The 21,068-nt window shown below is 62.7% G+C and carries 17 protein-coding genes; 6 read left to right on the top strand and 11 right to left on the bottom strand.

The genetic code is table 11. The features are described from left to right. Nucleotides 1–120 precede the first annotated feature (120 nt). Nucleotides 121–501: a winged helix-turn-helix transcriptional regulator gene (locus tag A9Z00_RS00300; RefSeq protein ID WP_296973131.1), complete on the top strand. Its 381-nt coding sequence runs from the start codon at nt 121–123 to the stop codon at nt 499–501. A 371-nt stretch (nt 502–872) separates the two neighbouring features. Here the strand turns inward: A9Z00_RS00300 and A9Z00_RS00295 are convergent, their stop codons facing one another. Continuing rightward, nucleotides 873–1,094 (bottom strand): hypothetical protein, encoded by a 222-nt coding sequence (locus A9Z00_RS00295; protein ID WP_296973128.1) that lies wholly within the window; start codon nt 1,092–1,094, stop codon nt 873–875. A gap of 100 nt (nt 1,095–1,194) precedes the next feature. Between A9Z00_RS00295 and A9Z00_RS00290 the strand changes: the two genes are divergently transcribed. After that, on the top strand, nt 1,195–4,419 hold the full coding sequence (locus tag A9Z00_RS00290) for a DEAD/DEAH box helicase (RefSeq protein WP_367188914.1): 3,225 nt from the start codon (nt 1,195–1,197) through the stop codon (nt 4,417–4,419). 279 nt (nt 4,420–4,698) lie between these two features. On the opposite strand, the gene A9Z00_RS00285 is transcribed toward A9Z00_RS00290, so the two are convergent. The 4 genes from A9Z00_RS00285 to A9Z00_RS00270 are packed head-to-tail and all read right to left on the bottom strand — an operon-like array spanning nt 4,699 to nt 8,564. Then, on the bottom strand, nt 4,699–5,784 hold the full coding sequence (locus A9Z00_RS00285) for a GerAB/ArcD/ProY family transporter (protein WP_296973124.1): 1,086 nt from the start codon (nt 5,782–5,784) through the stop codon (nt 4,699–4,701). After that, nucleotides 5,781–5,969, bottom strand: coding sequence for a hypothetical protein (locus A9Z00_RS00280; protein ID WP_296973122.1), 189 nt, complete (start codon nt 5,967–5,969; stop codon nt 5,781–5,783). Before A9Z00_RS00280 ends, A9Z00_RS00285 begins: the two co-directional genes overlap by 4 nt. Before the next feature lie 7 nt (nt 5,970–5,976). Beyond that, nucleotides 5,977–7,155: a Ger(x)C family spore germination protein gene (locus A9Z00_RS00275; protein ID WP_296973118.1), complete on the bottom strand. Its 1,179-nt coding sequence runs from the start codon at nt 7,153–7,155 to the stop codon at nt 5,977–5,979. Between the two features lie 2 nt (nt 7,156–7,157). After that, on the bottom strand, nt 7,158–8,564 hold the full coding sequence (locus A9Z00_RS00270) for a spore germination protein (protein ID WP_296973116.1): 1,407 nt from the start codon (nt 8,562–8,564) through the stop codon (nt 7,158–7,160). Nucleotides 8,565–8,817: 253 nt separating this feature from the next. Here A9Z00_RS00270 and A9Z00_RS00265 point away from each other — a divergent pair, with 253 nt between their 5' ends. Further along, nucleotides 8,818–9,147 (top strand): c-type cytochrome, encoded by a 330-nt coding sequence (locus A9Z00_RS00265; protein WP_296973113.1) that lies wholly within the window; start codon nt 8,818–8,820, stop codon nt 9,145–9,147. 50 nt (nt 9,148–9,197) lie between these two features. On the opposite strand, the gene A9Z00_RS00260 is transcribed toward A9Z00_RS00265, so the two are convergent. The 4 genes from A9Z00_RS00260 to A9Z00_RS00245 are packed head-to-tail and all read right to left on the bottom strand — an operon-like array spanning nt 9,198 to nt 13,161. After that, nucleotides 9,198–9,410, bottom strand: coding sequence for a hypothetical protein (locus tag A9Z00_RS00260; RefSeq protein ID WP_296973111.1), 213 nt, complete (start codon nt 9,408–9,410; stop codon nt 9,198–9,200). A gap of 5 nt (nt 9,411–9,415) precedes the next feature. After that, nucleotides 9,416–10,498, bottom strand: a complete 1,083-nt coding sequence (locus A9Z00_RS00255; RefSeq protein WP_296973108.1) for a GerAB/ArcD/ProY family transporter — start codon at nt 10,496–10,498, stop codon at nt 9,416–9,418. Continuing rightward, entirely contained in the window at nt 10,495–11,688 is a 1,194-nt protein-coding gene (locus A9Z00_RS00250; protein ID WP_296973106.1) for a Ger(x)C family spore germination protein, read from the bottom strand. Before A9Z00_RS00250 ends, A9Z00_RS00255 begins: the two co-directional genes overlap by 4 nt. A 15-nt stretch (nt 11,689–11,703) precedes the next feature. Continuing rightward, entirely contained in the window at nt 11,704–13,161 is a 1,458-nt protein-coding gene (locus tag A9Z00_RS00245; protein WP_296973104.1) for a spore germination protein, read from the bottom strand. A gap of 251 nt (nt 13,162–13,412) precedes the next feature. Between A9Z00_RS00245 and A9Z00_RS00240 the strand changes: the two genes are divergently transcribed. Continuing rightward, nucleotides 13,413–14,525 carry a cation:proton antiporter gene (locus tag A9Z00_RS00240; RefSeq protein ID WP_483316239.1) on the top strand — a complete coding sequence of 371 codons (1,113 nt, stop codon included), beginning with the start codon at nt 13,413–13,415 and terminating at the stop codon, nt 14,523–14,525. Nucleotides 14,526–14,704: 179 nt separating this feature from the next. On the opposite strand, the gene A9Z00_RS00235 is transcribed toward A9Z00_RS00240, so the two are convergent. Beyond that, a complete protein-coding gene (locus A9Z00_RS00235; RefSeq protein ID WP_296973099.1) occupies nt 14,705–15,985 on the bottom strand; it encodes an endo-1,4-beta-xylanase in 1,281 nt (426 codons plus the stop codon). A gap of 320 nt (nt 15,986–16,305) precedes the next feature. On the opposite strand from A9Z00_RS00235, the gene A9Z00_RS00230 reads away from it, so the two are divergent. Continuing rightward, entirely contained in the window at nt 16,306–17,865 is a 1,560-nt protein-coding gene (locus tag A9Z00_RS00230; RefSeq protein WP_296973097.1) for a response regulator transcription factor, read from the top strand. A gap of 151 nt (nt 17,866–18,016) precedes the next feature. Here A9Z00_RS00230 and A9Z00_RS00225 read toward each other — a convergent pair whose 3' ends face one another. Further along, nucleotides 18,017–18,823, bottom strand: coding sequence for an AraC family transcriptional regulator (locus A9Z00_RS00225; protein ID WP_296973094.1), 807 nt, complete (start codon nt 18,821–18,823; stop codon nt 18,017–18,019). Nucleotides 18,824–18,948: 125 nt separating this feature from the next. On the opposite strand from A9Z00_RS00225, the gene A9Z00_RS00220 reads away from it, so the two are divergent. After that, the gene (locus tag A9Z00_RS00220; RefSeq protein WP_296973093.1) at nt 18,949–21,063 is read left to right on the top strand and encodes an alpha-glucuronidase family glycosyl hydrolase; all 2,115 of its coding nucleotides are present in this window, start codon (nt 18,949–18,951) and stop codon (nt 21,061–21,063) included. Nucleotides 21,064–21,068 lie beyond the last annotated feature (5 nt).

The raw sequence follows: 21,068 nt of genomic DNA, 5'->3' as shown, positions 1-21,068 counted from the left end.
GGCTGTGAAGTACGCTTTTTTTCCGTACATAGTCCGGCCGGCCGGACTTTTGGCGCGCATCTGGGAATAAACCGGAAGTTGTGATATTTTGGTTCTGCATGCAGGAAAGGGGGATGCCGGATGGAACAACGCACGGGTGTGAAAGACGAGGGAATCCTGACGGCGCTTCGGGTCATCGGGGGCAAATGGAAGCCGTTCATCCTGTTCATTCTGATGTTCGAGGGCACGAAGCGGTTCGGGGAGCTCAGGAGGCGGATTCCGGAGGCGCGGCACGGCATGCTGGCCGTGCATCTGAGGGAATTGGAGCGGGACGGTCTCATCACCCGCAAGGTGTATCCGGAGGTGCCGCCCCGGGTGGAGTATTCACTGACGGAGCACGGCCGCTCGCTGACCGCTCTGCTCAAGTCGATGTGCGATTGGGGATTCCGGCATCTGGAGTATCTGGCGGAGCGGCGGGAAAGGGAGGCCTCCGGGGAGAAGTCCGTGCGGGAGGGGAAGTGAACACATCGGGCGCAGGGGACGGCATTTCAGGTCTTTCATTTATGAAACGAAGCGGAAATTCATCGTCAAAGCCGTGAATCGGGGGATGGCCGATGAAAAAATACGGCATTGTTCTCGCTTTCGCCCTGCTGCTCCTGCTGACCGCCAACACCGGCATCCGGGCGAATGAGAACCTGCCCGTGAAAGATCCGGTGCCGCCGGGATCGGAGGATGTGCCGAGTCATTGCCGGAAGGGTCTGTTGCGGTTCATGGTTCCGCCGATGGGGCGCCGTCCCGTCATTCCCGCCCATCCATCCCGATCCGGTTATCCGCCAGATCGAAGAAGCCTTCCCGGTCGCCGTCGAAGCGGAAACGGGCGATGCGATCGTCGATCAGTTCCGCGAACCGGATCGCACCCGCTCCCGGGATTTCAAACTCCTCTCTATCCGGCTCCCCCGGTTCCGCGTTGTCGACTTCTCTTCCTCCAGCAGGATCAACTCGCGGCTCCGGTACGCCGGATGGCCGGACGGGTCGGAGGCCGCCCGATGTTCCAATGTGCCCGCGAACAGCACCGCCGGCGCGGCGGCCAGCCGCAGCGATGATTTACTGCGCATGTGACGGATCACTCCCAATGTCATGGGAAAGAGGGGCTATCGCCAATGGTGTCGAATATTGGAAGATGAGGAAAAAGGCCAGGCTTTGGTGGTGACAGCATTGCTTCATCCCGGTCTGTATGAGCAGATCATCAACGAATATCTTCACGACGAACTGGCGCGATTGAATAACGCATGGCAATACGACAAGGGCAAGCTGGATCGAGCCGAGTCGGCCGAGATTCTCGGTCAATACATGGGGCGTCTGCTGGCGCGGGTCATGGCCTATCTGGACGACGGCGACACGGCGGTCCGGGATCGGGTCGAGCTGTGCAACGCCATCATCCGATATACAATGGATTATCTCGAGCGTGCGGAGGGTGATCGGTTCGATCCGGGGCTTGTCGCCGAACTGAAAGGACAGCTCATCCACCGGGACGCCGAGATGCTGCTGGAACTGATCGACCGCAGCCGGGGTGAGTCGTGGAGTCCTCGCGTTCGTCCCCAAACCCCGCTGTCCTCAAGTTCCCTTTTCACCGGGGACAAAAGGGAACCGAGCATGATGGCGGAGCTGAAGAAGGAGATCGCGACGAGCGACCGGATAGACTTCCTTGTTTCCTTCATCAAGTTTAGCGGGCTTCGGCTGCTGCTCAATGAGCTCAAGGCGTTCACGATGCGGGGCGGTCGGCTTCGGGTCATCACGACGAGCTACATGGGCGCGACCGACTACAAGGCCGTCCAGGAGCTCGTCAAGCTTCCCAATACCGAGGTGAAAATCTCCTACGATACGAAAACGACCCGCCTCCACGCGAAGGCTTACCTTTTCTGGCGGGACACCGGCTTCAGCACCGTCTACATCGGCTCTTCCAACATTTCGGAATCCGCGTTTGTCTCGGGCCTTGAATGGAACGTCCGGCTGTCACAGCAGGACGCGCCGGAGCTGGTGCGGAAGGTCGAGGTTACCTTCGAGCATTACTGGAACAACCCGGAGTTCGTGACGTTCATACCGCAGCTCCATGAACGGCAATTGCGTCAGGCTTTGAAAGCCGAACGTTCGCGGGAAGCCGACGGGGAGGGGGTGGCGGGGTACTTTTTCGATATCCAGCCCTACTACTATCAGCAGGAAATCCTCGACAAGCTGCAGGCGGAGCGGGAGGTGCACGGCCGGTACCGCAATCTTGTCGTTGCGGCGACGGGCACGGGGAAGACCGTCATCGCTGCCTTCGACTACCGCCGGTACTGCCGGCAGAATCCGGGCAAGCCGAACCGGCTGCTGTTCGTCGCGCATCGCCGGGAGATTCTGCAGCAGAGCCTCGCCTGCTTCCGCTCAATTCTGCGCGACCTGAATTTCGGCGACATCATGGTGGCGGGGCAGGTGCCGGAGCGGATCGACCACCTGTTCGTCTCGATCCAGTCGCTGAATTCCCGGGATCTGTTCGCCCGGACGCCGCCGGATTTCTACGATTTCATCATTGTTGACGAGTTCCATCACGCGGCGGCGCCGTCGTATCGGCAACTGTTGGAGTATTACAAGCCGCGGGTGCTGCTCGGACTTACCGCGACGCCGGAGCGGGCGGACGGAAAGCGGGTAACGGATTATTTCGACGGCCGGATCGCCGCGGAGATCCGGCTGTATGAGGCGATCGAGCGTAAGCTGCTTAGCCCGTTTCACTATTTCGGCGTGACGGACTCCGTGGACCTGCGCGGTGTTCGGTGGCGCTTCGGCAAGTATGACGAGTCCGATCTGGAGAAGGTTTACGTGTTCGAGGAGCGGACGGCGAAGGAGCGGGCGCGTTATATTTTCGAAGCGGTGGAGCGGTACTGCACGGACATCCGGGACGTGATCGGGATCGGGTTCTGCGTGAGCAAGCTGCACGCGAAGTTCATGGCCGAGCAGTTCAACGCCTTTGGGGTGCCTTCCGAATATCTGACAGCCGATTCACCCGACGACGTGCGGGAATCGGTGAGGAAGCGACTCGTGCGGAAGGAGATCCATTTCGTCTTCGTCGTGGACCTGTACAACGAGGGCGTGGATATCCCGGAAGTGAACACCGTGCTTTTCTTGAGGCCGACGGAGAGCCTGACCGTGTTTCTGCAGCAACTCGGGCGGGGACTTCGGCTCTGCGAGGGGAAGGAAGCGCTGACCGTGCTCGATTTCGTCGGGCAGGCGCACCGCGAGTACAACTTCGAGCAGCGGTTCCAGGCGCTTCTGCCGAGAGCGAGACGGTCGGTGCTGAAGGAGATTGAGTTGGGGTTCCCCAGCGTGCCGAAGGGCTGCTCCATCATCCTCGAACGGAAGGCGCAGGAGATCATCCTCGCGCATATCCGGGCGTCGATCAACAACCTACGGAACATTCGGCGCAAGGTGGTCGACTATTTCACGCATCATCGGGAGTGGCGGATCGGGGAATTTTTCGAGGATTACCACGTGAAGCCGCTGGAGGTGTACGGACGGCAGCAGCCGGTCACGGTCTACGGACTTGCGGTACGGGAGAACGTCGTGGCTTGCGATGAGCCGTTGGGCGACGCGCGGGAGAAAGTGCTGGCCGGCGGGCTGGAGAGGCTCTCGTTCTGCAATTCGGCGCGGTTCATTCAGTTTGCGCTGCGAACGCTAAAGGCGATCCGAGAGGGGCGCGGACGGGAACTGGACGGGCTCGATGCGGCCGAACGCCGGATGTTGCTCATGTTGTACTACACGTTCTGGCATGCGGGCCTGTCCGAACTGGAGGGACAACCTTTCCGGACGGTGGAGGAGGCGCTTGGTTGGCTGGTTCAGCACCCGCTGGCGTATGCGGAGTTGTGCGACGTGCTGCAATACCAGTACGATCGGATCGACATCGTCGGTCGGCCGATCGAGGGGCTCGACGCCGACATCCCGCTGGATCTGTACTGCAATTACACGATTGACCAGATCCTCGCCGCGCTCGGCCTGCATTCGCCGTGTAAGCACCGGCATATCCAGGAGGGCGTCCTGTATGTGCGGGAACGGAACATGGACGTGTTCTTCGTGACGCTGCTCAAGTCGGAACGGGACTATTCACCGACGACGATGTACCAGGACTACGCGGTGAACGAGCGCGTCTTCCACTGGCAGTCGCAGAGCCGAACGACGGTCGGGTCGCCGACGGGACAGCGGTACATCAACCAGGCAAAGACGAAGCACCCGGTCTTGTTCTTCATCCGCGAGCGGAAGCGGAACGAGCAGGGCGTGACGATGCCCTACACCTGCGTTGGCCTGGCCGACTACCGGAGCCATCGTGGCTCGGCGCCGATCAGCATGGAGTGGACGATGCGCGAACCACTGCCGGCGTTCGTGCTGGACGCGGCGGGGGTGGTAGCGGGATGAAAATTTATGTGGGAGTTACGGATATTGATTGGTTCAATTTTTCTGGCCAGGGAACAGCCGGATGAGGTGAACTTTTGGCGTCCAGGAGGCAAACAGACGTTCAGGGCACTCGAGCCGAATGAACTATTTCTGTTCAAATTGCATGGTCCATTGAATTACATTGTGAGCGGCGGATTCGTTGTCCGACATAGTTTTCTGCCGCTCACCATTCTTTTTTAGAGTATCGATTCGAGGTCAGCAAGCGGATCCCCTCCCCGGTTGCCGTCTGACACGGCCGAGTCACTGGCGGCCCTGTCCCCTGAGCCGGCCGATCGCATACAGGATCGCCGGCACGAGGATGAACATCGTGAGCGCCAGCGGAATGAGGGACGTCGCGATCGCGTGCGTCATCTCCTGGAAGTTCGCCGCGATCCAGATGCCGAACAGCGTCAGCAGCAGGGCCATCGGGAACACGATCGGGCGATAGTCGCGGAGTCCCATCCATTCCGCCGCCCCGGTCACGGTGACGTAGAAGAACACGCATATCTTCACGAAGGCGCCGAGCACCCAGATCGCCATGAACAGCGCCTCCAGATGCGTGAAGAATTCCGCCAGATCGATGTACCGCGCGAGGATCAGGAACGGGAACGAGTAGCCGCCCGTCAGATCACCGAGCAGGAGCAGCGTCACCCAGTTGGACAGGAGCAGCGTCAGGATGATCCCGCCGAACGTGATCCAGAGACTCTTCTTCGCGTTCTCCCGGTCGGAGACGTACGGGAGGAGGAACCACGCGATGGACAGCTCCGAGAACCAGATCTGCAGGACGAGCGAGCCCTTCAGGGAGGGCAGGATCCCTTCCGGCAGGATCGGCATCATGTTCGTAATCTGCAGATCCGGGATGATGAGCAGCACGATGAGCAGGAACAGCGTGAGAAAAGCCGGCAGAAAAAGCCCCGCAAACCGCCCCACGATCTCCACGCCTCCCCGCACCGCGAACGCGCACACCAGCACGAGGCTGCCGAGCACGATGAGGAGCGGGGTTTCGGACAGGAAGGCGCCGACGACGAATTCCCCGTATTCCCGCAGGATGATTCCGCTCATGTAGAGATAGAACAGCCAATTGGCGCCGGCGAATACCCATCCCGGTATCCGGCCGGCGATTTTCCGGCTCGCCTGGACGGGGCTGCAGTCGGGATACAGCCGGTTCAGGCCGAGCGCAAGCGGCACGGCGATGACGCCGCAGATCGCCCACAGCGGCGAGAGCCACAGATCCTGCCGCGCGAAATTGAAGGAGATGCCCGGTGCGGTGAGAATGGCCGTCGGCGTGATGGCCAGGTAGATCATTTTCCCAAGCTGCGCGGAGGAGATTTTGCCTTTTTCGATCATGACAAGTGCCCGCCCTCTTTCGCGCTGATATGCTCGATGAAAATGGTGACCGGCCGGAACAATGTGTCGACGAGTTCCGTCGGTCCCGGCAACCGTGGATTGTACGTGAGCGCGGCCGCCAGAGCGACGCCCGCGAGGGTCAGAACGGCGGCGGCGATCCGCTCCCGGGACACGCGCTTCCGCATGCAAGACTCACCTCTGCTCCTGACGTGGGAAGAAATTTTTGCCGATCAATCCCGGCCTTGCGATCCGGATATCCGTTTCGAGGCGGACTTCCATCTCCGGAAAGATCTCGTCCCATCGGCTGGCGTTCGCCATCCACTGCTTCGGATATCTGCGCCAGAAGGCGTCGGCGAATCCGAAGATGTCAACCTTCAGCTTCTTCTGCGCCGTATCGAGCGCGAGCTTCACGCGCTCTTCGACGAACCGCTCCATTTCCCGCTCCACCTGCTCGAGGTGGTCCGGCTCCGACAGATCCAGGTTCGACGTGTTCTCGACGATGTCGTCCTGACCGGTGATGCGGACGGTCATGATCCAGCGGTCGCCTTGGATGGACGGGATGAGGCGCGTATGGTTGCGCAGCAAATGGAGCGAGACGTAGCCGCCGGATTCGTCCGGTTTGACGGTCACGGTGGCGTGCTTCATCTCGTTGCGCAGCCACATGACTCCCCGCGTGGTGTATTCGTCCAATTTGCCGATCATGCGGCCTTCCTTGATGACCGCCATGCCCGCGATGTAGGGAAACGCATCCTGCAGGTCCTTTTCCGGGTAAATATGCACGATCGGAAGGACCGCCGCCCTCGATTTGCCCACCATCATCTGCGCCAGTTCCTTCATCGTGATGTTGAGTCCGGTCTGCTGCTCGGCCATCGAGACCAGCGCGTCCGAGAGCGAACGATCGACCGGCGGGGTGAGCAGCAGCACGTCCTTCGCCGGTCCGTTGGCGACGAACACCTGGGACCGTTCCCGTGACGCGGTGTGCCGCAACATGAAGTCCATCGGCTCTTCCAGGCCCGCCCGCGCCATCCGTTCACCGAACAGGAATACCTCGGCCTGCCCCCAGAACACCTTGCGGGATATCATTTTCTGCAGCCGGGAGGCCGCGTCCGCCATGTTGATGCCGTGTACGGTGCGGATGACCGACGTTCCCTTGTCGCCGTTCGGCTGTCCCGTCATCGGGCCATCGGACTCCGTGCCGCCGGGAGAAGTCAAATATATCTCCACGGACAACTCGATCCGGCCGTCTTCGGTCAGGTCGATGCCGGCCCCCGTGATGATCGCGAGATCGTTCACTTCCTTCGCGTTCCAGCACCCGGCCGTCGGCAACAGACAGGCGGTCGACACGAGCACAAGCAGCAGTTTCCTGATCATGCTCACGATCTCCTGTTCAGATTCCAACGGGGCGCCCGAAAAAGCACGTCCTTCAGACCGTGTTTCTGAATCGGCGCGAGCGGCGACATGTAGGGGACCCCGAAGGAGCGAAGCTGAAGCAGATGGATCAGGATCGCGATGACGCCCAGGATCACGCCGAGCAGGCCCATCATCCCCGCCAGGAACATGATCGGGAAGCGGAGCAGCCGGATCGGGATGCCGATCGTGTAACGGGGCGCCATGAAGGACGCGATGCCCGTGATGGCGACCACCATGACCATCGGCGCGGACACGATGCCGGCTGAAATCGCCGCCTGGCCGATGACGAGGGCGCCGACGATGCTGACGGCCGAACCGATCTGTTTCGGCAGCCGGGCGCCGGCCTCCCGCAGCGCCTCGAACATCGTTTCCATCAGGAAGGCCTCCATCAGGGCGGTGAACGGGATCTGTTCCCGCGACCGCGCCATCGTAAGCATGAGGGTGGTCGGGATCATTTCCTGATGGAACGTCACGACGGCCACGTACAGGGACGGACCGAGCAGCGAGATCGCGAAGAAGAAATATCGAAGCCAGCGGATCGCCGTGCCGACCACATAGCGCTCGTAATAATCCTCCGGCGTCTGCAGCAGGGAGAAGAACGTGGCCGGAGCGACCAGCACGGTGGGCGTGCCTTCGACCATGATGACGACGTGACCTTCGACCAGATAGGAGGCCGCCACGTCCGGCCGCTCCGTGCTGAGCAGCTGCGGGAACGGGGAGAACCGGTTGTCCTCGATCCATTCCTCGATGTAGGCGGTCTCCAGCACGTCCGTGATTTCGATCCGGTTCAGCCGGCTGAGCACTTCCCGGACCAGCGCGGGAGCCGCGGCGCCTTCCATGTAAATGACGGCGATCGGCGTTCTCGATTGGGATCCGAGGCGAAAGGTGATCACCTTCAGCTTCGGGCTTCGGATTTTGCGCCGCAGCATGGCGATATTCGTCCGGAGCGATTCGATGAACCCCTCCCGCGGGCCACGCAGCACCGACTCGGCCGTCGGTTCCTCCACGGAGCGCTGCTCCCAATGGGACAAGCCGTAGACGAGCGCCGCTTCGAGCCCGTCGACGAGCAGGACCGGGTGTCCGTCGGCAATCTCGTCCAAGAGTTCGTTGAGCGTGGAGACGGTTCGGATGGACGCGACGGCGGTCCGGCTCCGAACGTCCTCCAGCGACGGGCCGGGGCCGGGACCGTCACGGAGCGGAGCGATGACCTGCTGGTCGAGCTCCTCGAGCATAATCATGCCTTCGATGAAGACAAGCATGGCCGGGGTGTGGCCGCCGATGCGGAGTTCGTGGAAGATCACGTCGGAGCAGTCGCTGTAGACGGCCCGAAGCCGCCGCACATTGTCCCGCAAATGTCTGGAAAGCTTCATTGCCATCCCCCGCGTGTGCGTTTGGTTCCATTGTTTGCATGCGAGGCGGGTTTTATCCATCAGGAGGGGGTCGACGGACAACGGACGGGACCGCGGGAAAGCAGAAAACCGGCGGCTGGTGGCAGGGCAAAAGACGGACGGCGGTGCGGAAACGGAAATGAAGGCGGACGGGTTCACGAGATGTTCGTTTGCCGGCATGGACGATGTGGATTATAATACGGTGCAACAAGATGAGACGGGGAGGTTCGGGGCATTGGCGGCAAGGCGTGCGTGGCCGGCCGCGCTGCTGCTTGCGGCGGCGCTCGGCGCGTGCGGTGTCGGCGGAGGCGCGGCCGGCGGTTCGGACGGAGCGGATCGGGGGATGGCCGAGGGCGCGCGGCTGTACGCGAACCGTTGCAGCGCCTGCCACGGCGAGGGCCTGGAGGGAGCCTTCGGACCGGAATTGCGGAACATCGGCGAGCGGATGACCCGGGACGAGCTCATTGCGGTGATCCGCGACGGCACCGGCCTCATGCAGGGATTCAGGGACCGGCTGACGGACGAGGAGATCGCGGCCATCGCCGATTGGATCCGGAACCAATAAGGCGTCCTGTGCCGGCCGGGCGCACCGGGCCGATCCGGCCGGTTCGGGCGTCAGAAGGACACCAGCGATTTCGCCGCCTCGATGATCCGCCCGATCCACGCGTTCAGGATGATCGGGCGGCCGTAGGCGACGGATCCCCACAGCGCGAATCCGGAAAGGGATATCGCCAGGAACACGGCGGTGTCCCTGTATTTTTTTGCGTAAAGGAGCCATGCCGCCTGCAGGACGATCACCGGCGCGAGCACCAGATACAGCAGCCACATGTGCGTCAACCCTTCCGGGCCCGGCCCGCGAGCGACCGCCGGATCCATATGGTCACGAGCAGCAGGGCGGGGATCAGCACCGAATAGAAACCGTCGTAGATCAGCAAATACCGGTCGATCAGGAGCCGGTTCTGGACCGGGTTCTCATAGACGGTGCGGGCTCCGGCCGAGATCAGGATGGCCAGCGCGAGCAGATGCGGCCACCGGACCGTCGGGCGGAAGAGCCGGTCGATGGTTTCGAACGCGGCGTACAGCAGCACCAGCAGCTTGACGAAGATGAGCGTGATCAGGGTGACGGTCAGCACGGAATGGATGATGACGAGCACCCGGCCGATGGACACCTCCTGCACGATTGTGTAGATCGGAAAGTTGATCCGGGCGGCGCGCTCCGGACCGAGCAGACCGGTCACCATGAACAGCACGAGGCTGAGCGAAACCGCGGCGCTCGCGATGCCGGACACGAGCGCGCCGGCCGCTCCCGGGCGTACCTTCGGCCAGAACATCGTCAGCGCGAAGGCCTCCAGGAAGGGGAAGGCGAGCAGCGACGGGTATTGGAAAAACGCCCACGGATCCCGGAACGCGGGCTCCAGTCGCTCCCATTTCCATTCCTCCGCCGCCAGCGCCAGACTCAGCCAGAACGGAAAGAACAGAAAAGGCGTGATGACCGCGTTCATCCGTCCGACCGTCTCCGACCCCTGCGCCACCGCATAGGCCCCCACGAGCAGAAACATGATGTGGAATATCGTGGGCGGCGTTTTCGGCATGATCGTCACATTCATGAAATCGCTCAGGTTGCGCAGCACCCACGCGGCGATGGTGCAGAACACCAACAGATAGAGGATGCCGACGATGAGGCCCGCGATCGGTCCCCAGGCATCCCGCGCGATCTCGACCGGACTCCGGCCCGGGGCGCACCGGAGCAGCGCGATCCAGAGCAGTGCGGCGAGCATGCCGCCGAGCCCCGCCCACAGCGGCATCATCCACGCGTCGGGACCGGCTTCTTCGATCATGTTGTTGATGGTGACGAACAGGGTGGTGCCCAGCGTGAAATTGACCGTGAGAAAATAGAACTGCCCCCGCGAAATCATGACGTTCCCCCCGATCCTTCGTAAAGCCGGCTCAAGTTGCCCATTCCGGTGAACAGGGTTTTGATTTCGAACCGGATCTTCGCGTCGGCCGCCGCCCGATCCGGATTCGGCAGCTTCGGCGCTTTCCGTCCGAGCAGGCTGCGGATGCCGGCCAGATCCCAGCCCTTCGCGCGCGTCTTGTCCAGAAAGGCGTCCAGTTCGTCGGTGATGGACTCGCTGACCGCTTTTTCCAGCGCGCGGATGTCTTCCAGCGTCCGAGGGTGGTATTCGTTCATCGCGAGGGTCGAAAGTTCCAGCGAAAGCCGGATCCGGACGACCGGCCTGCCGTTCTCCCAGTCGAGCCGCCGCTTGGTTCCCCGGCTTAAGAGCACGGCCGTCACGTGACCGTTCCGGAAAGGAACCCGCCGCACGAACGTCCCCTTGTCGCCGTTGAGCAGGTGATACAGCACCAGTTCGTTGTCATCCAGACGGCCGACCATCCGGTAATTCCGGATGACCGCCCCGCCGTTCAACCGGAGCTGGTTGCGGTTCGCGTCAATCGACGCGTCGACGTCCCGGCTGTCCAGGTTGCCGGTCTTGGGTGTCACGGCGACCATGGGGAGGACGATCCATTCGTCTCGTTCCGACCGCTCGATGACATCCCGGACTTCGACGTCCCGGCCGGATTGCAGCGCGTAATCGGCCAGCAGCTCGATGCGGGAGGAGAGCGATTCGGCAGGGGTGCGTTCGAGCGGCGTATACGTCCGCATCACCTCGCCGATCGATCCGTCGACGACGAACAGCGGCACCGACGTCCGGGCGCTCGGCTGCAGCTCGGAGAAATTGATGAAGTCCCGCATGCCCTGCCGGGCGGCGCGGCCCGAGATCAGGACCGCCTTCGCGTGATGCAGGAACAATTTCCGGGGAATGAGATGGTAGAATTTGAGGTCCGCCTCCGCCAGCGTGCGGACGTTTGCCTCGTAGGTGTACACCGGGGACTGTTCGCCGCCCGGCGTGCCCCTGGCGGTGCTGCCGCTCGTCGGATTGATGACCTGCAGCCGGATCGTATAAATGCCGCTTTCCGGGTCCCGGTCGAGCCCGATCATGCTGACAAGCGCCAGCTCGTTCAGCTCGGTTTTGTCCCAACAGGAGGACAGCAGCGCCGCGGACAGCGCGAGCGCGACGGCCGCGGCGGCTTTGCGCCGGAACATGACCGCACCTCCCGATTACTTGCGCTTCAGAAGCCGGACGGACGCGGGAAGCCGGTTCGGGTCTCTCCAGGGGCGCGGAGCGCGCACCAGCGTGTCGCGCCAGTCGGATTTGGTCAGGGGCGCCATCGGGGTCATGTACGGGACGCCGAACGACTTCAGCGACACGAGGTGGGCGACGAGCAACAGCGCGCCGCACAGGATGCCGAACAGCCCCAGAAATCCGGCCAGCAGGATGAACGTGAACCGGAGCAGCCGCTGCGACATGCCGAAGCTGTACACCGGCACGACGAAGTTCGTGATGCCGGTCACCGCGACGACGATGACGACCGCGGCCGAGATGAGCCCGGCTTCCACGGCCGCCTGTCCGAGAACGATCGCTCCGACGATCGACAGCGCCTGGCCGACCGCCCGGGGCATGCGAAGCCCGGCTTCCCGGATGATCTCGAACACGATTTCCATCAGCATGACTTCGAAGAAGGCCGGCAGCGGCACGCCTTCCCGCTGGGCGGACAGGCTGATGAGCAGCTCGGTCGGAATCAGCTCCTGATGGAAGGTCGTGGCCGCGACGAACAGCGAAGGCGCAAAGACGGCGACGAAGAAGGAAATGAGGCGGAGCCAGCGGATGAACGTCGCGATGTCCGCGCGCTGGAAATAATCCTCGGACGAACTGAACAGATCGAAAAAGGTGAGCGGCGCGATCAGGACGTAGGGCGTGCCGTCCGTCAGGATGGCCACCTTGCCCTCGAGCAGATGGGCGACCGTCTTGTCCGGCCGCTCCGTGTTCAGGATCGTGGGAAAAGGCGAAAGAATGCGGTCCTGGATATATTCCTCCAGATACGAGCTTTCCAGCACGCTGTCCGTCCGGATGGCCGCAAGCCTGCGCTTCGCCTCCCGCACCAGCGCTTCCGGCGCGAGGCCTTCCAGCCAGGCGATCACGACACATGTGCCGGTCCGGCTGCCGATCCGCATCTCTTCCAGGCGGAGAGCGGGGTTCAGGAGGCGTTTCCGGATCAGTCCGATGTTGACCCGGATGTTCTCCGTAAACCCCTCGTACGACCCGCGGATCGTCGGCTCCGCATTCGGTTCCTCCACGCCGCGGCCGGGCGCTTCATAGGTGTCGATGAAGCAGACGCGTTCCCGGCCTTCATCGACGAGCACGCATTGGCCCGAGACGGCAGCGCGCACCGCCTCTTCCCGCAAGGTTTCGCCGGGAGAGGCCAGCGGCAGCTCGCGCAAGTACCGGCTGCCGGAGACCGCCGGGCTTTCGGCGAACGCGTTCTGCCGGACGGATTTCACGATGAATTCGTCGACGGTCTTCCGGTCGACGAGCGAATTCAGATAGATGATCAGCACGCTCCGGTTCTCTTCCGTGGTCACGGACCGGCAGATCAGATCGGGAGGCGAACCGAGCGCCGTCTGGATGTGTTCGGCCAGGGCGGCGCCGATCGACCGGTTGTGTGATGGTCTACCCATCGCGGACCTCCGGTTGGTGCAATCCGCGACCGCCTTCCCGGAAGCGGCGGCCATTGCGCGGCTTGACGGGTGGCGGGCGGTATTTTATAATCTTCACCGAGCCTGTCAACTTCATACGGAATGTGAAGGTGGAGCCTGTCAAAGCGGGCTCCATTTTGTCTTCCGGAGGGTTCTGAAGGGGAGGAAAAGACGTGGATTTCATTCTGCAAGCGTTGCTGCAACTCGCCGTCATCGTGGCCGCGGTCAAGCTGATGGGGGAACTCGCGATCCGGATCGGACAGCCGTCCGTCCTGGGCAAGCTGCTGGCGGGGGTGCTGATCGGACCGGCCGTGCTCGGATGGGTGGAATCCGCCCGTTGGATTGAGATGTTTGCCGAAATCGGCGTGCTGCTGCTCATGTTTCTCGCCGGCATGGAGACCGATGTGAAGGCGCTGAACGAGAACCGGACGCCTTCGCTGGCGGCGGCGACGGGGGGCGTCGTGCTTCCGCTGCTCGGCGGATGGGCGGCCGGACTGTGGCTCGGCCTTGATCAAGGCGAAGCGATTTTCCTCGGGCTGGTGCTGTCGGCGACGTCCGTCAGCATTTCGGTCCAGACGCTGCGCGAGCTCGGGAAACTTAACACCCGGGAGAGCGCGACGATCCTCGGCGCCGCGATCGCGGACGACATCATGGCCGTCCTCGGGCTGGCCGTCGTGCTCGGCCTGGTGCTGGCCGGGGATGTCAACCTTGCGCTCGTCGTCGGCAAAATGATCGCCTTCGCGGTCCTCGCCGTTCTCATGATATGGAAAGGCGTCCCGCTGTTTCTGAAGCTCTCGTCCAGGCTGCATGTCACCGAACCGGTGACGAGCGCCGCGATCGTGCTGGTCCTGCTGATGGCGGTCGCGGCGGAAATGTCCGAATTGGCCGGCATCATCGGCTCCTTCGCCGCCGGGCTGGCCGTGAGCCGCACGCCGCACGGCGAGGCGGTCCTGAAGCGGGTGGAACCGATCGCCTATACGCTGTTCGTGCCGGTCTTCTTCGTCAGCATCGGACTGCACGTGTCGTTCGAGGGATTTTCGGGACAGTGGGTGCCGTTCATCGTCCTGAGCGCGCTCGCCGTGCTGACGAAGCTGGTCGGCGCCGGTCTCGGCGCCCGTCTGACCGGGTTCAACCTGCGCTCGTCCCTGGTCATCGGATCGGGCATGGTGTCGCGGGGCGAAGTGGCGCTCATCCTCGCGGCGCTCGGGCTCTCCGGCGGGTATGTGCCGGCGGAATTTTACACGACGCTCATTCTGGTCATCGTCCTGACGACCGTGGCCGCACCGCCCATGCTGAAATGGACGCTCCGGGAACCGAAGCCCGCGAAGGAACCGGAGCGGGGATGAGCGGAAAGCCGGCGCGTCGGGTGCGCCGGGTCCATCCTGCAGATGCCGGCCTGCAGCGCAAATGCGAAGCCGCCCATTTCCTTCCGAAGGATGGGGGCGGATTTATTTTTTTATGAAAGCGGAAAGCCGCCCCCTCCCGTGCGGGAGAGGGCGGCTTCTTCTCCGGAACCGATCCGGCGTTATTCCTGCACCGCTTCGATGACGGCCCAGAACGCCGGCTTGGCCTGCAGATTCTTGTCGAACAGGAGCGGCGCGTCCGTCCGGCCCTGGACGGGGAAATCGTGCAGCCATGTGTGGCTGTCCGCGATGCCCCAGAAGACGACGGCGCTCAGGATGTCCCGGTTGTCCCGGAACGCTTCGAAGAACTCGCGGTACCGGTCGGCCTGTTTCTGAATGATCGATTCGGGAATGGCGTCGCCGTAGTCGCGCCGGTCATTCCAAGCGTAGATGCTCATGTCCATTTCGGTGACGATGTTGTCGAGGCCGAGTTCGGCGAACTTTCGCATCGATTCGATGACCGAGTCGACGGAGGGCCATTCGACACTGACGTGCGTCTGATGGCCGACGCCGTCGATCGGCACGCCGCGGTCCAGCAATTCCTTCACGAGCTCGTACAGCCGGTCGCGCTTCCTCGGGTCGTCCGTGCTGTAGTCGTTGATGTACAGCTTGATGTCGGGACCGCCCGCTTCGCGCGCGGCGCGGAACGCCGTCTCGATGTAGTCGATACCCGCGATCTGGTACCATTCGCTGTTGCGCAGGCCGTCCGGGTCGTTCGGTTCGACCACCTCGTTCACGACGTCCCACGATTTGATCACGTCCTTGTAGCGGCCCACGATGACGCGGATGTGGTTCTCGAGCCGCTCGAGCAAGAGCTTTTTGTTTTCTTCCCGCTTCGCCGGGTCGGTCTCTTCCGTCATCCGCTTGCCTTCCTTGTCCATGAAGAACCAGGCGGGCGTCTGTTGGTGCCAGACGAGCGTGTGAAACCGGAGCTCCATGCCGTTCGCCTGCGCGAATTCGACGATTTTGTCGGCCTGTTCGAAGCGGAACTGGCCTTCCTTCGGCTGCAGGTACATCGGCTTCATGGCGTTCTCCGCCACGAGCATGTTCACGTGTTTCCTGAGAAGCTCGGCCATCGGGCCTTCCGTCTGCTCCGGCGTGATCGCCGCGCCGATCGGGAAGTAGTCGGCGTACGCTTCGGCAAGCGACGGAATGTCGGTCTGGACGGCCGGTTCCGCTGGATTCTCCTCCGGCGCGGCCTCCTCTTCCGCCGCTTCGTCCGCGGGTGCCCCGCCGTCATCCGCACCGTTTTCCGCTCCGCTCTGCGTACCGCCGTTCTCCGTTTCGCCGACGGCCGGTTCATTCGCCGGCGCTTCCTGCTCCCCGCCGCCCTTCGATGCGCAGCCGATCAGGAGCGCAAGCATCAGGACGGCTGTCAACGCCGCCGCGAGAAATCGCTTCATTCGGGCTGTGCCGCCTACCGTCATCGATACCATCCCCCGGATGTTGGTCAAGAAGAGTTCGTCCCTAGAAATGTACAATTTTTCAACGGGAATGTAAATCTGGGCTTAAATTTTTGCTATCAAAACTATAATTTTTCAAGTTCCAACGGCCGTTTTGATTCTGTAAACTTATAAATAAGCAGGGCAATGGAAGGCCGCACCCGTGGAATGTAAGCGATTTCACCCATTGGGAACGGAGATCGGGTTCTCCGCACCGCCCGGGGACATCGGAGGAGATCGCGGAGCGGGGGATCGCATCGGTGCGAAAGGGGGAGTCTGTCATGCACAAGGTGCTGCTGGTCGACGACGAAGTCTTCGCGCGCACGGGATTGCGCGGCCTGATCCCGTGGAACCGGCTCGGATTCGAGATCGTGGCGGAGGCTGCGAACGGCGAGGAGGCGCTTCAGCTCATCCAGGAGGAGCAGCCCGATCTCGTCGTGACCGACATCCGCATGCCGGTGCTCGACGGACTCGAACTGATCCGGACGGTGAAGGAGCGGGAAATCGCCAATCCGCGCTTCATCATCATCAGCGGATACAACGACTTCAAATATGCCCAGCAGGCCGTCAGGTTCGGCGTGGAGGATTTCATCCTGAAGCCGATCGACGAGACGGAGTTGTCCAACACGCTGCGGCGCGTCGCGGATTCGATCAAGCGGAAGCGGCTGCTGGAGGAGGGGCATCCGGCGCTGCACCTGTCGCTCCTCGACAGCCTGCTTTCGGGCCGGCTGGACAAGGCGTACATTCCCGGCGCGCTGGCCGCGCTGGGACTTCCGACCGAAGGGGAATTCTGCTGCATCCTCGCGGAGGTGAACGATGTCGTCCTCGAGCCGGATGCCGATCCGTCCGCGGACGATTGGAAGGCGCAGCTGGCGCGGGCGGCGGGGGCGCTGACCGGCGGCCGGGAACCGCTCCTGCACGAGCCGGGCGAGTGGACCGTCGGCCTGCTGCTGCCGATGAGCGAAGCGTTCGGCTCATGGGAGGAGGCGGCGGAGACGCTGCTTCGGGCCGTCCGGCCGCGCGCGGGCGTCCTGCGCCTCTATGTGGGCGATCCGGCCCCCGCGCCGGAACGGATCCATCATTCGTACCGTTCGGCCCGGCACGCGATGGAATTCAAATACGCGCTCGATGGAAAGGCCGTCGTGTCCGGGAGGGATCTGGAGGGCCGGACGCTCGTCCGGACGGATCTCCCGTCCGCGCTGTTCGACCGTCTGCTCCACGCGATGGAGGAGATGGACACGGCCGAGGCGGAAGCGGTGCTGGACGAGATGTTCGCGTCCTTCCGGTCGGAGCGCTTCGCGCCGGATGCGGTCGCGGCTTCGATCGACCGGCTGATCCGCGCCGTCAACGGAACGGTGCGGGCGATGGACGGCGACGAACATCGGCTGGCCTCGTGCGCCGCGCTGGCCGAGTGGCGGGAAAGGCCGATGACGCTGGGCGGGCTGAGGAAGCTGACGGCGGATTTCGTCGCGGAAGCGTCGGGATACATGGCGGAGCTGCGCAAGGAGCGGGCAAAGGGCTCGATCCATCAAATCAAGGCGTACATCGAGCGCCATTTCCGCGAGAACATCAACCTCAAGGTCATCGCGCAGCAGTATTACATGAATCCGGTCTATCTGGGACAGTTGTTCAAGAAGACATACGGCGTCTATTTCAACGATTTCCTCCTGGATTTGCGCATCCGGGAAGCGAAGCGGCTGCTCAGGCAGACGGACATGCGCATTTACGAGATCGCCGCCGAGGTGGGCTTCAGCAATCCCGAATATTTCGCGGCGCAGTTCGAGAAGGTCGTGCACATGACGCCGAAGGAGTACCGCAGCGCGCTGGCGGCCAAAAACTGAACCAAACGCCCGGGCAACCCCGCCCGGGCGAAAAAGATCTTTAAAAATTACAAATGTTCTATTGTTCTTCTATGGCGGATTCACCGGCATCATTTCTATAATAGTAAGCAACGCGGAGCGCTTCGGCGTTCTTTTTTGCGATTCCGACAATTTAAATTTTTACAGGTGACCATCCTTTCGCGGCGATGGCGGACGGGGGATAACCCTTGATCGCCTTGAATACGTTGCTGAAGTAGGAGACGTCCTTGAATCCGCAGCGTTCCGCCACCTCGCTGACGGTGAAACCGCCGGCGGCGAGCATCGCTTCGGCGTTGTTGACGCGGATCTGGTTCAGGAAAGCCCGGTAGGATACGCCGGTCTGCTGCTTGAACAGCCGGCCGAGGTAGACCGGGTGCAGTCCCGCCAGCTGCGCGAGCCTGCCGATGTCGATGTCCTCGGCGTAATTCTCGGCCAGATAGGCTTTCAAGCGCTCGATGCGCGGGTCGGGAGCGAGGTCGTCCGTCCGGTGCAGCGTCGTGACGAGCAGCCGATGGAGGATCAGCAGGAACTGGCCCCGCGCCTGCATCTTGTAGCCGGGCTGCTTGCTCATCCAGATCTGGTTGAACGTCTTGATCATGTCCAGCAGCGGTCCCGGAAGGCGGAATTTCGTGACGGTGTCGAGCGGCAGCCGCGTATCGTTGTTCGGGGGCAGCCACAGGAAGTTGAACGCGTACGAGTGCATCGGCGAATCCGCGTACGTATGCGCTTCACGGATCGACCCCGGCGGGATGTAGATCAGATTGCCGGCTTCCGCCGTGTGTTTCACGCCGTTGACGTAATAGTCGGCCTTGCCGCCGACGACGAACGTCAGATCGTGGAAATCGATCCGCCTGCGGATGATTTTCCAGTCGGGGTAGCAGCGCCGGTCGACGAAGAGCACCACTTCGGGCACGAGATGTTCGTATTCGAACACGGCCATGGGCACGCAGCCTCCTTCATTCGGCTTGAACGTCGCGTTCATGTGCGGATTGAAGCAACGGCTCCTGCAATTATCCTAACATGGTCACCACCAAGCGTACATAACAATTAAGGAGGATTTCACAAATGTCCGTCGCGAACGCCATTTCCGATACCGGTTATGAAGCCTGGCTCCGGTACGACCGGCTGCCGGAACAACTGGCCGCCGTGCTGACCGGCTGGTGCCGCCGGATCGTGATGCCCGATCGGGATGTCCTGTTCGGGACCGTCCGGCGGGAACTTACGTCGGCGCTGGCGTCGCTGACCGGCGCCGAACCGGAGATTCTGGATGCGCCCGGAGCGGTTGCGGACGCTGCGGACATTTCCGGCGAAGGCAGGGCGCTCATCGCAGCGACGGCGGAGCGGGCCGCCGCGCTCGGGCTGCTGGAGGCGGCGGAAGCCGGAGCCTTGCATGCGGAAGGGTATGTCATCCGCACCGTCCGCCGGAACGGATTCGAGGCGGTGCTGATCGCGGGCGGAACGGCGCGCGGGCTGCTGTACGGCGCGTTCCATTTCCTGCGCCTCGCGGCGATCGGCAGCCTGGACGAACGGGCGCTCGCGAGCCTGGACATCACCGAGAGGCCCCGCAATCCGCTCCGGATGATCAACCATTGGGACAACATGGACGGAAGCATCGAGCGGGGATATGCGGGGAAATCGATCTTTTACCGAAACGGACGGTTCATCGCGGACAAAACGCGCATTCGCGACTATGCGAGGATGCTCGCCTCGATCGGCATCAACGCGCTGACGATCAACAACGTCAACGTGCACGAGACGGAGACGAAGCTGATCACGGACGAATGGCTGCCCGATGTGGCGGAAGTGGCCGGCATTTTCCGCGAATACGGCATCCGGCTCATGCTCAGCATCAACTTCGCCGCGCCGATCCAGGTCGGAGGCCTCGACACGGCGGACCCGCTCGATCCCGGGGTGCGCGCGTGGTGGCGCGAGCGTGCGGCGGACATCTACCGCCGGATTCCGGATTTCGGCGGATTCCTCGTCAAGGCCGACTCCGAATTCCGGCCCGGGCCGTTCAACTACGGCCGGGATCACGCGGACGGCGCGAACATGCTGGCCGAGGCGCTGGAGCCGTTCGGCGGCATCGTGATCTGGCGTTGCTTCGTCTACAACTGCCAGCAGGACTGGCGCGACCGCAAGACGGACCGGGCGAAGGCGGCGTACGACATTTTCGTGCCGCTTGACGGCCGCTTCCGTGACAACGTGCTGCTGCAGATCAAGAACGGACCGATGGACTTCCAGGTGCGCGAGCCCGTGTCGCCGCTGTTCGGCGGCATGTCGAAAACGAACCAGATGCTCGAGCTGCAGATCACGCAGGAATACACGGGGCAGCAGCGCCATCTGTGCTATCTCGTGCCGCAGTGGAAGGAAGTGCTCGATTTCGACACGTATGCCTGCGGCGAGGGCACGACCGTGGCGCGCATCGTCAACGGGAGCGCGTTCGGACGCCCGATCGGCGGCATCGCCGGCGTTTCGAATATCGGCGACGATCCGAACTGGACCGGCCATCTGCTGGCGCAGGCGAACCTGTACGGATTCGGACGGCTGGCGTGGAATCCGGAGTTGACCGCCGAGGCCATTACCGACGAATGGGTGCGGCTCACGTTCGGCGGCGATCCGGTGACGGTCGACACGATCTCGGGAATGCTGCTGGAATCGTGGCGCATTTACGAGAACTACACGGCTCCGCTCGGCGTCGGCTGGATGGTCAATCCCGGCAGCCACTACGGGCCGAACGTCGACGGATATGAATATTCGAAATGGGGGACCTACCATTTCGCGGATTTCCGCGGCGTCGGCGTCGACCGGACGGTGAAGACGGGGACCGGCTTTACGGCCCAGTACCACAAGCCGCACTGCGACATTTACGAGTCGCTCGAGCTTTGCCCGGATGAACTGCTGCTGTTCTTCCACCATGTGCCGTACACGCACCGGCTCCATTCCGGCAAGACGGTCATCCAGCACATCTACGACACGCACTTCGAGGGCGCGGAGCAGGCCCGCGGGCTCGTGGAGCGATGGAAGAGCCTGCAGGACCGGATCGATCCCGGCCGGTACCGCCAGGTGCTCGAGCGGCTCGAGGAACAGGCGGCGCACGCGGAAGAGTGGCGCGACGTGATCAACGCCTACTTCTGGCGGAAATCGGGCATACCGGACGAGCACGGCCGCAAGATCTATTGACCGCA

The organism is Thermobacillus sp. ZCTH02-B1 (assembly GCF_002159085.1).
Lineage (GTDB): Bacteria > Bacillota > Bacilli > Paenibacillales > Paenibacillaceae > Thermobacillus.
Note: the sequence above shows the minus strand (reverse complement) of the source record. Positions and strands in the feature narration are given on the sequence as shown.